Consider the following 13,071-nt stretch of genomic DNA (forward strand, 5'->3'; position numbering starts at 1 on the left):
AGGATATATTTTGAATTAGTTGACAATTAGTTGCTAAATGGCATAAAATAACTTTTAACAAAGTATACAAATCTGAAGACGAGAAAGAGTAAAATAGTGAGCTGTTCTCCAGAGAGCCGGTATATTGCTGAAAGCCGGTGTGCAGACGTTATTTGAAAATCATCTCCGAGGAGCCGAGGCTGAAAGTAAGTAAGCCCGGACGGATGTCTACCGTTACAAAGAACACGTATGATAGTACGTTGCTAAGTGCTATTAGTGAAAAAGCTAATAGAATTAGGGTGGTATCGCGGGTAAACCCGTCCCTACTTTATAGGGACGGGTTTTTTGTGTGCTTTAAAATATTCAAAGGAGTGATTGTATATGGAAAAAGTAGATGTAAAAGAATCAGCTGTAGGAAGAGAAATGCGAATTCGCAAACAGTGGAACGAACAAAATATTTTCGAACAATCAATTCAGAATCGAGAAGGCGCACAGTCTTTCGTATTTTATGAAGGACCACCAACGGCGAACGGACTACCGCATGTAGGTCATGCACTTGGACGAACAATTAAAGACTTAGTAGCAAGATATAAAACGATGGCTGGTTATAAAGTGTTAAGAAAAGCAGGATGGGATACACATGGTTTACCTGTAGAATTAGGCGTTGAGAAGCAACTTGGTATTTCTGGTAAACATGAGATCGAAGAATATGGCATTGAACCATTTATTCAAAAGTGTAAAGAGAGTGTTTTCACATATGAGAAGCAGTGGCGCGAATTCACTGAAAGTATTGGTTATTGGGTAGATATGGATGATCCATATGTAACTTTAAAGAATCCATATATCGAAAGTGTATGGCATATTTTGGGGACAATTCATGAAAAAGGATTGTTATATAAAGGACATAGAGTTTCACCATACTGCCCAAGCTGCCAAACCTCATTGAGCTCACATGAGGTTGCGCAAGGGTATAAAACAGTAAAAGATTTAAGTGCAACTGTGAAGTTTAAAGTGAAAGATAGTGAAAATGAGTATTTCTTAGGTTGGACAACGACACCTTGGACACTTCCAGCAAACGTTGCGCTTGCTGTCCATCCAAATATGGAATACGTTAAAGCAAAACAAGAAAGTCATGTATACATTGTTGCGAAAGAACGTGTACAAGAAGTATTAAAAGAAAACTATGAAGTATTATCTGTTCATAAAGGCGAAGAATTATTAAACACATCTTATACAGCGCCATTTCCGATGAAAGAAGTTACAAATGGTTACCGCGTTATTGCAGCAGATTTTGTAACGGGAGATAGTGGTACAGGACTTGTTCATATTGCTCCAGCATATGGAGAGGACGATTATAGAGTTGTTCAAAGTGAAGGATTGTCATTCTTGCACGTTGTAGATGAAAAAGGTGAGTATACAGAGGCAGTACCATTTTTGAAAGGGAAATTTGTAAAAGATTGTGACGTGGATATCGTTCGTTATTTAGCGAAGGAAGGTTTACTGTATCATAAAGAAAAATATGAACATAGCTATCCGCATTGCTGGCGTTGTGATTCACCACTACTTTATTATGCAGGAGAAAGTTGGTTAATCCGAACAACTGCAATTAAAGATACATTTTTACAAAATAATGATTCTGTTACTTGGTATCCGGATCATATGAAACATGGGCGCTTTGGTAAGTTTTTAGAAAATATGGTGGACTGGAATATTAGCCGAAATAGATATTGGGGAACGCCATTGAATGTATGGGAATGTGAAAGTTGTGATCATCAGTTCGCACCGAAAAGCATTGCCGAATTAAGAAAGAATAGTACGAAAGAAACACCAGAAGATTTGGAATTGCATAAGCCTTATGTAGATGAAGTGCAAGTCTGCTGCGGGAAATGCGGAGGCACAATGAATCGTACACCAGAAGTGATTGATGTTTGGTTTGATAGTGGTTCTATGCCATTTGCACAATATCATTACCCATTTGAAAATAAAGAGTTATTTGAAGAGCAGTTTCCAGCGGATGTTATTGCAGAAGGAATTGATCAAACACGCGGCTGGTTTTATAGTTTATTAGCAGTATCAGCACTATATACAGGAAAAGTACCGTATAAACGAGTGTTATCACTAGGGCATGTTTTAGATGAAGAAGGGCAGAAAATGTCTAAAAGCAAAGGAAATGCACTAGATCCAGTTGATTTAGTAGATAAATTTGGTGCAGATGCGCTAAGATGGGCTTTACTTGTTGATAGTGCCCCGTGGAATGCGAAGCGTTTTTCTGAAAGAACAGTACTGGAAGCGAAATCTAAATTTGTAGATACATTAGTCAATGTGTATAGCTTCTATGTTTTATATGCAAATTTAGATGAGTATAATCCGAAAGAAACGTATGATGTAAAGCTTACGAAATTAGACGAATGGGTATTATCAAGATTGCATAGTACAACGAAAAAAGTGAGAACTGCACTTGATGATTATCAATTTACGAATGCAGCTCGTGAAATTGCAGCACTTGTAGATGAAGTGAGTAACTGGTATGTAAGACGCTCACGTAATCGTTTCTGGGAATCTGGTATGAACGCTGAGAAAGCAGCTGCGTATGAGACACTTCATGAAGTGCTTGTAACAATTAGTAAATTAATTGCACCATTTACACCGTTTGTCGCGGAAGACATTCATCTAAATTTAGAAGGAAGCAGCGTTCATTTAGCCGATTATCCAGTTGTAAATGAATCACTACTTCAACCAAAATTAGAAGCGGAAATGGATGCTGTTTTACAAGTTGTTGAACTTGGAAGAAGTAACCGTAATCAGCATTCTTTAAAAGTAAAACAGCCGCTAGCAGAACTTGTATTACTTGAGCATAACGAGAATGATATGGATTGGGAATCTTATCGTGATATCGTTATGGATGAGTTAAATGTAAAAGCGTTCCATGTTGAACTCGATGAAACAAAATACACATCATATCAATTGAAGCTTAATTTTAAAACAGCGGGGCCAAAATTCGGTAAAAATGTGAATGCAGTGAATGGTTGGCTAAAACAATTATCACAAGAAGAAGTACAAAACTTTGTATCAACAGGAAGAGCAGTTTACGAAGCAACACCAGAAGGAGAAGTAGTTGTAACTGCTGAAGATGTGCTAGTTGAGAAAGTTGCAAAATCAGGATTCTCTAATACGACTAACGGACAATATACAGTTATGTTAGATACGAATGTAACGGAAGAATTGTTACAAGAAGGAGTAGCGCGTGAATTCATTCGTGCGGTTCAAGAATACCGTAAACAGTTGAATTTACCAGTTAATTTACGAGTCGATATTATTCTTGATACAGAAGAAGAACTACAGCGAACGTTAACGAACCATAAAGATTTATTGGAAGAAAACTTACTCGTTAAACAATTTACATTTGGTCACTTAACGAACGAAGATGATGAACTTTCTTTAGGTGAAACAAAACTTAGAATTAAATTAAGTGCAGCTAATTAAAGAAAAAAGGAAGTTGGAATGATTCCAACTTCCTTTTTTGTATGATTAGAATTTATTTGACTATACATTCGATAGGACCACTAGCAATTGTCTTTTTTCATAGCGTACCGAACACAATACTGTAGAAATATATTTCTACAGTATTGTGTTCAATTTATACATAAATATTGAGAAAATTTCACTTACCCTAAATGGAAAGGTAATAGAAGTGTTCATAGAGAATTACTCGTAGATTCAATTTTTATCCATCCATTTTGCGGGGAATGATTGCCTAGTGGTAATGGGATAAGGTTGAGCTACTTTATTAGGGGGAGTGGTTCTATGTTTAATAAAAAAATGGTGGCAATGGCAATGACTGTACCGTTAGTAATGGGGACGATTTCTACGGTTTCGGCATTGGAAAAACAACAGCAAGTAAAGTTAGAAGCTTATTCGCCACAGAAAAAAGCAACTGAATATTTAAAAGAAAATGCTGCGCAGTATGGATTGAAAACAGACCTTTCAGACTTGCAATATATTTCTACAATAGAAACGTCAGTAGCTTCATATGTTAGGTTCCAACAAGTTGTTAATGGTGCACCTGTATTTTCAAAACAAATAACAGTTACGCTTAACGGAGAGGGAAAGGGAGTACTCGCTGTTTCTGATTATCAGCCTGTTACAGGTGTGAAGGAAGTAACGACAAAAATTAGTGAAAAAGATGCAATACAAAAATCAATGGCGTATGTTGGAGAAGCAAGTGAGCAAAATTTATGGGCTCCTACAGATAAAGAGTTCGGATATATTGTTGAAGAAGGAATTGCTCGTCCAGTATATAAAGTTGTAGTCCATTCTAATAATCCATTTGGTGCATGGGAAACATTTATTGATGCAGAAAATGGAAAGTTAATTAAAAAGGTTGATATAAACCGAAAAGCTGAAGGGTCAGGAAAAGTATTTTTACCTAACCCAGTTGTATCTAGCGGTAGTAAAGTAGGCTTAAAAGATAATAACGATGCAGATTCCACAGCTCTAACGAACCAACTGAAAACTGTTACGTTAAAAGGTTTAGATGGAACAGGATTTTTAATTGGAGAGTATGTAACGATTTCTTCAAAAGCGAGAACAAAATCTACGAATTTACAATTTAACTATACACGCGCAAATGATAGCTTTGAAGATGTTATGTCGTACTATCATATCGACACATTGCAACGTTACATTCAAAGTCTAGGATTTAAAAATATTAATAATCGTTCGATTAAAGTGAATGTGAATGGAACAACAGCTGATAACTCATTCTATTCACCGACAACGAAAGCTTTAACATTTGGTACTGGCGGTGTTGATGATGCAGAAGATGCTGGAATTATCGCACATGAATACGGACATTCAATCCAAGATAACCAAGTTCCTGGCTTTGGTAGTTCAGCAGAAGGCGGAGCGATGGGAGAAGGATTTGGCGACTTCCTAGGTGCTACGTATGAAGATGCTGTATCGACTACTGGATATGGTAAAGCATGTGTTGGAGAATGGGATGCGACAGCTTATTCTAGTTCAGATCCAACATGCTTACGCCGATTAGATACGAATAAAGTATATCCGAAAGATATAACGAATGAAGTGCATGATGATGGTGAAATTTGGGCTCAAGGCCAATACGAAATGGCACAAGCTTTTGGCCGTGATGTAGCAACAAAAATCATTTTACAATCACACTGGTCATTAACACCAAACTCTAAATTCAGTGATGGAGCGAAAGCGATTAAGCAAGCGGATGCTCTTTTATATGGCGGACAACATGCTGCTGATATCGATCGCATTTGGGCAGCGAGAGGCATTAGTACGAATTAATATAAAAAGTCGTGGCATTATAAGCCACGACTTTTTAATTTGCTTAAGAACTGGTACTAGTAAATAAAGCTATATCAATGATAGTGTGAATATATCCGTATCCCATTTACTTTTTGGCTTCTTTAAAAACAAAATGCTCTTTAAATTTTCTAGATTCAACTTTTTGACCATTTCGCATCGATCGGAATGGGTGTTCTTGCCATGTAATAATAACATCAACTTCATCTGCTTTTGTAGCAACGGGTAAATTAGCGTGTTCAAATCCAGTTTTTCCACTTGCCAAACGACTTTCCTTTAGGGAAAAGAGTTCATATTTCGTTTTCTTATTTGGTTCGTTGCGGAATACTTCGACGTTTACATTATATACTTCACTATTCCCGACATTCTTTACTGAAAAATGATATGTTTGAAATTCATCTTTTTTAGCTTGAAGCATATTCTTGTTTGTTTTTTTCGGTTTATCAATATTCACTTGCCATCGATCAGAGTTTTGAGAGATTGGTAAAGATTTTGGTGAATAGGCATACGTTTCGTTTACTACAATTAAGCAAAACAAAAGGAGAAAGAAACTAATTGCTTTTTGCATAAACACACCTCGCTTTAAAATTTTTATTAATATGCGTAAATGAATTAGTTTTTATGTAAAAATTGGAAAATATTAAAGGTGTAATTTTGTAATACATAAGAATATGTATTACAAAATTAACTTTTCACACTTTAGAAGAAGTTAGGAGTTATAAAACCAGAATGTTTCAAAAAAAGCTTGCGTTTTATAAGGTAAGGAGTTAGAATACTCTGTAAATATAAAAAGTGATGATCAGGAAAAGTACATGGTGCAAAGGTCTACAGAGAGCAGCCAGTTGCTGGGAAGGTTGCGATACCGCATGATGGAAAGACACCTGTGAGTGTTGCTTTGAACGTGATTATTAGTAAAAGCAAACGGTACCTACCGTTATCAGGGCTAAGATGGTCAATATGACAATTTGGGTGGTACCGCGGAAAAAATCCGTCCCTATTTATAGGGGCGGATTTTTGTATTCTTTGAAAGGGGGTGAGTGACCGTGGATGATGACGATGACAACAATAACGTAAATAAATATAAAATTACTGGAGGGAAAAATAATGGATTCAATAATGAAGCGTTCACTCACAAAAGAATGTACAAAGAAAAGCGGAAAGGTTGTATTACTTCAAGGATGGGTAAAAAAGATTCGACATCTTGGAAATGTTAGTTTTTTATTATTACGGGACAGAACAGGAGTAATTCAATGTGTATTAGAAAATGAATTGGCCGGATATAAAGTTGATGTAGAAAGTGTCGTCCATGTAATCGGTGAAACAGTCGAGACGTCGAAAACAGAATTGGGTGTTGAAGTACTTGCTCATGAAGTGAAAGTAATAAACGGTGCAGAGCCACTTCCATTTGAAATAAATAAAAAGAAGTTACAAGTTGGCTTAGATCAACTACTTAATGAGCGAGTAATATCATTAAGGCATGAGCGAACCGCAGCGATTTTTAAAGTGAAATCTACACTCGTTCAGAGCTTTAGTGAATTTCTTATAGAGAACGATTTCACACGGATTTTTACGCCGAAAATTGTTTCGCAAGGGGCAGAAGGAGGAGCAAATGTTTTTAAGCTTCCATACTTCCAAAAAGAAGCTTATTTAGCACAATCACCACAGTTTTATAAGCAAATGATGGTGGCAGGTGGGTTAGAACGAGTTTTTGAAATTGCACCTGTATATAGAGCGGAACATCATAATTCTTCCCGTCATTTGAATGAATATATATCGTTAGACGTAGAACTTGGTTTTATTCATGATTTTTATGAAGTGATGCAACTAGAAACGGATGTTTTACGATATATGTTTCAACAAGTAGCGAAAAAATGTGAAATAGAACTACAACTATTACAAATAGAAGTACCTGTTATTATTGAAATACCTAAAATTACATTGTTAGAAGCACAAGAAATTTTGAAAAGTAAGTATCGTAAAGAATCTCCTGTAGGGGATTTAGATACAGAAGGTGAAAAGTTACTAGGGAAATATGTAAAGGAAACATATAATAGTGAATTTGTTTTCATTACACATTATCCGAAAGAAGCGAGACCGATGTATACGATGCAAAATAAAGAGAATCCAGCTATTACTGATTCATTCGACTTATTATATAAAGGGCTAGAAATAACGTCAGGGGCACAGCGAATTCATAATTATGAATTGTTACTCGCTTCGTTTAAAGAAAAAGGATTACATCCAGAGAAATTTCAATCTTATTTAAATACATTCCGATATGGTTGTCCACCACATGGAGGTTTCGGAATTGGGTTAGAAAGGATTGTATATAAACTATTAGAATTAACAAATGTACGAGAGGCTAGTGCTTTTCCGAGAGATTGTACTCGTCTTATACCATAAAAAGAATCTTTGCGATTATCGCGAAGATTTTTTTTAGTTCGTTTGAAAAGATGAAAATATAGACCCTTTCTTTTGCTAATAAGCTTAGTAAAAGTGAGTTATCAATATGAACCATTTCGACAAAAAATCAATATACCCCTTGACAGTTACAAATATAACCGATATACTTCATATTAATTTCAAAAGAAAATATATTCTAAATATTACAATGTGTTGAATAGGAGTAGTAAGGTCATGTATTTGTACAGAGAGCTATGGGTTGGTGTGACATAGTCAAATGACATCCTGAACTCGCCTAGGAGCAGTAAGGTGGAACGGAATTACATTCTTAGTAAATCTTAACGGTTAACCTTCGATATTAGGTTTGTAATCAAACGATTACTACTAAGGTGGATTCATAATGGAATCAATAAGGGTGGTACCGCGTTAAGTAAATGGCTTAGCGTCTCTTTATATAGAGATGCTAGGCCATTTTTTTATTATATGGAAGAAGAAATGGAGGGTTTATTTGAATAGGTTTATAAAATTTATTTATTTATTTATATAAAAAGATTTAATTAGGAGGAAAATGAGATGAAACAGACGGAGCAATGGACTTCGAAATTAGGTTTTATAATGGCGGCAGCCGGATCAGCAATTGGACTTGGTGCGATATGGAAGTTCCCTTATATCGCTGGGAAGAGTGGGGGAGGAGCGTTCTTTTTAATATTTATATTATTTACTGTTTTAATTGGACTACCGCTACTTATAGCTGAATTTATGATTGGACGCAGTACGCAGAAACAAGCAGTTGGAGCATTTAAAAGCATCGCACCAAATACAGGATGGCATTGGATTGGACGCCTTGGTGTTGGAACGTGTTTTATACTACTTTCATTTTATAGTGTTGTAGGTGGATGGGTATTAATTTATTTATTCAGAGGAATAACTGGACAACTGATTACGCCAGGACAAAATTACGGCACATTATTTACTGAAACAATTGGGAATCCTGCTTGGGCTATTATGGGACATTTCGCTTTTATGTTCATTACGATATGGGTTGTATCAAAGGGTGTACAAAACGGAATTGAAAAAGCAAGTAAATATATGTTGCCAGCATTGTTCGTTTTATTTGTCGCTCTTATTATTCGTTCGTTAACACTTGATGATGCAATGAAAGGTGTGAAGTTTTTCTTACAACCAGATTTCTCAAAGATTACTTCGGAAAGTATTTTGTTCGCAATGGGGCAATCATTCTTTGCAATTAGTATCGGGATTTCAATTATGGTTACGTATAGTTCCTATTTAAATAAAAAAGAAAGTTTACCAAAATCAGCAATAACAATTGTTGGATTAAATTTATTTGTTTCATTATTTGCAGGTCTTGCTATTTTTCCAGCCGTATTTTCATTAGGAATGGAGCCAACAGAAGGACCTGGATTACTATTTATCGTATTATCATCTGTATTTAGTCAAATCCCATTCGGTGGATTTTTCTTAACAGTATTTCTTGCACTATTTACATTTGCGACATTAACATCAGCATTTTCCCTACTAGAAACTGTTGTTTCAGCATTAGCAAATGGTGAACAAGAAAAGAGAACGAAATTATCATGGCTGATCGGTTTCGGCATTTTCTTAGTAGGTATACCATCAGCGTTATCATTTGGAGTATGGAGTGATATTACGATTTTCGGAAAGAATATTTTTGATGCAGTAGACTTCTTATCTAGTAATATATTAATGCCACTTGGAGCACTATTTATTAGTATTTTCGTTTCATTCAAAATGGAGAAGAAGGTACTAGAAGCAGAGTTTTTTGTAGGTGGAAATTATGGAAAGAAAGTATTTACTTGTTGGGCATTTTTACTTCGATTTGTAGCACCACTTGCAATAATTATCGTCTTCTTAAATGTGATAGGAATTATTTAATATTAAATGTTATAATATTCAGTAAAAAAAGGGGTGGTGATCATAAAGGAAAATTTGATAGAAGCAGGGAAATACATGAATATTAGAGGGAAAAAGCTATACGTTGAAACACATGGAAATCCTAAAAATAAGCCAGTCTTATACTTGCATGGTGGACCAGGAGAAAGTTGTTATGATTTTTCATTTCATCAAGCGGAACGTTTAAAAGATTCTCTATATGTAATTATGATAGATCAAAGAGGTGTTTGTCGCTCAGAAGAAATTACTGAAGACGAAGCTTTTGGATTAAATGATTTGATTGAAGACTGTGAGGAATTAAAAAAAGTATTACAAATTGAGAAGTGGTCTATAATTGGTCATTCTTTCGGTGGATATGTAGCATTGCTTTATGCGTCGATATATCCAAGTTCAATAGAGAAAATAATATTTGAAGGACCAACTTTTAATTTTGCATTAACAAGTAGGGCTTTGTTACAAAAAACAGGGCATTTATTAAAAAAGTATGGAAAAGAAGAAATAGCAAAAGAATGCTTTGCTTATTCATCTAGCGATGCTAGTTCAGAAGAGTTGTTAGAAGCTTATATAAGATTAAGCGCTGAATTAGAAGAAAAAAGAATGGAGATTTACAATAATAAGGAAGATAGGACAGATGAGAGTTTATACAGTGATGAAGAGTGGGAAATATTTTCAAATCGCTCCAAAATTCACTTTGATAGATTAAAATTAGAGGGAGCATGTCATACATCATTATTATCAAAAATAAAAGATGTACAAAATCTAATGTTATTAATAGTAGGAAAACATGATGTAGTAACGTGTGAAGAACAAATTAAAACATTTAATAAAGATGCCCGAAACGGCAAGTATATCGTATTTGAAGAGAGCGGTCATTCACCTCATTATGAGGAAGCAGATAGATTTGCAGAAACAGTCATACATTTTTTGAAATGAAGAAAAGGGTGCTTCTATAAATGAGAGGCACCCTTTCTAAATTTCTGGATATGTGATTGTGATGCTAGGCCACTTACTTTGCCAATTCTTTTTTATAACTCTGTTTTTGTACATATGTAATCGTTCTTTCGATTTAAGAAAATGAGCTGTTGGTTTCACTTGTAAGGAAAGGACATCTTCAATACCACATGGGGCTGTTAAGATAACGTTGTTTAGTTCATCAAGTGTAACTCCTAAAGCCGTTGCTGTTTCAGGGAATTTAGATATAGCATTAACAGAAGAAGAATATGGTGGCATATTATTCACTACATGCATACGAGCTTGATTTTTTACAGACCAAGGGATAGTAGCATCAATATTCATTAATTTCGTTTCTAATGATTGTTCGTATATCTCATCTTGATGTAGACTATCATAATAAATTACATCAACATCAGGCATAGCCGTTTTAGCTTCATAGTCATGTAAAGTATCCCAAATTTTAGAACGAACAAATCCGGCACAAATCCACCAATCAGGTAGCTCTAGTGATTTTGCCATTTGTAATACATTCATCATCCATTTGTCGTTTTCTATTAAGCGAATGATATCTTGTTCTGTTTGTATAGTCATTTGTTATCTCACCTGCTTTTTTTTAGAGAGTAAATTTAATTCATAAGCTTTATAATCCATGTAATCCAGTAAGCACCTGGTATGAATAACAGTTGAGCAAGTAATGTACCAAAAAGTCTAGAAATCATTAGCCAAGCATACATTTTACTCATTGCTTCAGCACCTTCTTCTGATTGAAGAGCTCGCTCTGTTAAAAGAGCAATACGTGGATCTAGTAGCACTGTTAATAAAATAGTAGCAAAACCATTAATAAGACCAGAAGCTGTAGTGGCTTTTGTTGCGAAAGCTGGAATTAAAAAAGAAGCATATAGTGCGGAAAGAACTCCCGCTGTATAAATTGCAGTAGCGAACATGTTAATAAGCATTATACGCTTTGGAATACCGCCGATACGCAGTCTATGAATCATTTCTAACTTTGGAAAGCGGACATATTTTTTTGTGTACTTTAATTTTTGAATGTTATTCGTTTTCATCATTCGAATGAAAGAACCGTCTGTTTCAAAGTTTTGAATGACATATCCAAATAGTTTTGTCAAAGTTGGATACAGTATAATCGCAAGCAATGTACCGATAGAAGCAGATAATAGTACAAGACGTATAATATGCTCTAAATCAATAGAAGGATCTAGTTTTGCTTCGTCCACAATCCCGCCAAGTAAAAAGGCTTGTAGTAAGTTTGACGTTCTTGAAATGAGTAATACGATTCCTACGACGGATAATGCGACAGCAATCTTCTTTAAACGAACCCCCGCTAATCGAATACTATAAGAGCTTGTTTCAACTGCGTGGATTACAATTGTGAAAGCCATTATAAAAATTAACGTAATTGACATTTGTTTCACCAGTTTCTATTAAAATAATTGTAACTTTTTTACTTTATCATATCTATCGTATTTTGTAACTGAAAGTATGTGACATATGGAAATTGATTTTTCGAAAAAATAGATAATGATAGTATAATAGGGAGAAGTGGAAGAGATGTTAGCAGTTATTTATACAGCAAATTAAGTGGAGGAATGAAACATGTATAAAACATTTCTATTTGATTTAGATGGAACTTTAACGGATCCGAAAGAAGGAATTGTAAATTCGGTTTTGTATGCGTTAAAAAAAGTAGGAATTGAAGAAGTACATATAAGTGAGTTAGATTCATTTATAGGTCCTCCTATTCAGCAATCATTCGTAGAGAGATATAATATGAGTGAAGGAGAGGTTGAACGTGCAGTTTTTTACTTCCGTGAGTATTTAAAGCAGCGTGGATTGTTTGAAAATAATGTATACGAGGGGATTCTGAAGCTCTTGCAACAATTAAAAAGTTCAGGGAATCGCATATTTGTAGCAACTTCAAAGCCCACTGTATTTGCGAAACAAGTTATAGAGCATTTTCAATTAACGAATTATTTCGAAGACATCATTGGAAGTAATTTAGATGGTACGAGAATAAAAAAAGAAGAAATAATTGCTCATATTTTACAAAAAAATGAAGAACTAAATAAAGAAGAAATGATAATGATTGGTGATAGAAAGCACGATATAATAGGTGCAAATCAGAATGGAATTGCTTCAATTGGTGTTTTATATGGCTATGGCTGTGAAAAAGAACTGACTGAAGTTAGTGCGACCTACATAGTGAAAGATGTTGAAGAACTGTATCATTTTTGTGTAGAGAAAAATTTAATACAGCAGTAAATATAGATTCTAGCAATCCCTTTATAACGTATGACGATGAATTCGTTTCTGTTTAAAGGGATTTTTCATATGTAATCGAATAATTATAATTAGACATTTTTAGCATAAAAATTTGTATGAATAAGAGGAGGGATGTCAGAATTAAAAGGTTAGTAGAAATTTATCAATAAAATTTAGAATATTCTGTTT

The 13,071-nt window shown here is 34.7% G+C and carries 9 protein-coding genes and 3 other annotated features; of the genes, 6 read left to right on the forward strand and 3 right to left on the reverse strand.

Going from position 1 to position 13,071, the window contains the following annotated elements:
- The first annotated feature begins 66 nt into the window (after positions 1 to 66).
- Positions 67 to 307 (forward strand) — a binding site (T-box leader).
- A 53-nt stretch (positions 308 to 360) separates the two neighbouring features.
- A complete protein-coding gene (gene ileS / locus BLT20_RS08175) occupies positions 361 to 3,462 on the forward strand; it encodes an isoleucine--tRNA ligase (RefSeq protein WP_000416536.1) in 3,102 nt (1,033 codons plus the stop codon).
- 321 nt (positions 3,463 to 3,783) lie between these two features.
- Positions 3,784 to 5,295, forward strand: a complete 1,512-nt coding sequence (locus BLT20_RS08180; protein WP_000482270.1) for a M36 family metallopeptidase — start codon at positions 3,784 to 3,786, stop codon at positions 5,293 to 5,295.
- A gap of 106 nt (positions 5,296 to 5,401) precedes the next feature.
- Here the strand turns inward: BLT20_RS08180 and BLT20_RS08185 are convergent, their stop codons facing one another.
- A complete protein-coding gene (locus BLT20_RS08185) occupies positions 5,402 to 5,881 on the reverse strand; it encodes a hypothetical protein (RefSeq protein WP_001167921.1) in 480 nt (159 codons plus the stop codon).
- A gap of 218 nt (positions 5,882 to 6,099) precedes the next feature.
- Positions 6,100 to 6,312 (forward strand) — a binding site (T-box leader).
- Between the two features lie 105 nt (positions 6,313 to 6,417).
- Between BLT20_RS08185 and aspS the strand changes: the two genes are divergently transcribed.
- The 3 genes from aspS (at position 6,418) to BLT20_RS08205 (ending at position 10,581) form a co-directional block, all read left to right on the forward strand.
- Positions 6,418 to 7,716, forward strand: a complete 1,299-nt coding sequence (gene aspS / locus BLT20_RS08195) for an aspartate--tRNA(Asn) ligase (protein ID WP_000377333.1) — start codon at positions 6,418 to 6,420, stop codon at positions 7,714 to 7,716.
- Positions 7,717 to 7,920: 204 nt separating this feature from the next.
- Positions 7,921 to 8,169, forward strand: a binding site (T-box leader).
- Between the two features lie 120 nt (positions 8,170 to 8,289).
- The gene (locus BLT20_RS08200; RefSeq protein ID WP_000814543.1) at positions 8,290 to 9,630 is read left to right on the forward strand and encodes a sodium-dependent transporter; all 1,341 of its coding nucleotides are present in this window, start codon (positions 8,290 to 8,292) and stop codon (positions 9,628 to 9,630) included.
- Between the two features lie 75 nt (positions 9,631 to 9,705).
- Positions 9,706 to 10,581 carry an alpha/beta fold hydrolase gene (locus BLT20_RS08205; RefSeq protein WP_001026102.1) on the forward strand — a complete coding sequence of 292 codons (876 nt, stop codon included), beginning with the start codon at positions 9,706 to 9,708 and terminating at the stop codon, positions 10,579 to 10,581.
- A 36-nt stretch (positions 10,582 to 10,617) separates the two neighbouring features.
- On the opposite strand, the gene BLT20_RS08210 is transcribed toward BLT20_RS08205, so the two are convergent.
- Positions 10,618 to 11,193: a nucleotidyltransferase family protein gene (locus BLT20_RS08210; RefSeq protein ID WP_000155291.1), complete on the reverse strand. Its 576-nt coding sequence runs from the start codon at positions 11,191 to 11,193 to the stop codon at positions 10,618 to 10,620.
- A gap of 35 nt (positions 11,194 to 11,228) precedes the next feature.
- The gene (locus tag BLT20_RS08215) at positions 11,229 to 12,026 is read right to left on the reverse strand and encodes a lipid II flippase Amj family protein (RefSeq protein ID WP_000028911.1); all 798 of its coding nucleotides are present in this window, start codon (positions 12,024 to 12,026) and stop codon (positions 11,229 to 11,231) included.
- 190 nt (positions 12,027 to 12,216) lie between these two features.
- Between BLT20_RS08215 and BLT20_RS08220 the strand changes: the two genes are divergently transcribed.
- Positions 12,217 to 12,882 (forward strand): HAD family hydrolase, encoded by a 666-nt coding sequence (locus tag BLT20_RS08220; protein WP_000278485.1) that lies wholly within the window; start codon positions 12,217 to 12,219, stop codon positions 12,880 to 12,882.
- The last annotated feature ends 189 nt before the right edge of the window (positions 12,883 to 13,071 follow it).

Source organism: Bacillus sp. cl96 (assembly GCF_900100505.1).
Lineage (GTDB): Bacteria > Bacillota > Bacilli > Bacillales > Bacillaceae_G > Bacillus_A > Bacillus_A cereus.

What these genes read in the sequence shown, in the direction of transcription:
- BLT20_RS08185 (WP_001167921.1), bottom strand. Translation starts at nt 5,881, where the DNA reads ATGCAAAAAGCAATTAGTTTCTTTCTCCTTTTGTTTTGCTTAATTGTA.
- aspS (WP_000377333.1), top strand. Translation starts at nt 6,418, where the DNA reads ATGGATTCAATAATGAAGCGTTCACTCACAAAAGAATGTACAAAGAAA.
- BLT20_RS08180 (WP_000482270.1), top strand. Translation starts at nt 3,784, where the DNA reads ATGTTTAATAAAAAAATGGTGGCAATGGCAATGACTGTACCGTTAGTA.
- BLT20_RS08215 (WP_000028911.1), bottom strand. Translation starts at nt 12,026, where the DNA reads ATGTCAATTACGTTAATTTTTATAATGGCTTTCACAATTGTAATCCAC.
- BLT20_RS08220 (WP_000278485.1), top strand. Translation starts at nt 12,217, where the DNA reads ATGTATAAAACATTTCTATTTGATTTAGATGGAACTTTAACGGATCCG.
- BLT20_RS08200 (WP_000814543.1), top strand. Translation starts at nt 8,290, where the DNA reads ATGAAACAGACGGAGCAATGGACTTCGAAATTAGGTTTTATAATGGCG.
- BLT20_RS08210 (WP_000155291.1), bottom strand. Translation starts at nt 11,193, where the DNA reads ATGACTATACAAACAGAACAAGATATCATTCGCTTAATAGAAAACGAC.
- BLT20_RS08205 (WP_001026102.1), top strand. Translation starts at nt 9,706, where the DNA reads ATGAATATTAGAGGGAAAAAGCTATACGTTGAAACACATGGAAATCCT.
- ileS (WP_000416536.1), top strand. Translation starts at nt 361, where the DNA reads ATGGAAAAAGTAGATGTAAAAGAATCAGCTGTAGGAAGAGAAATGCGA.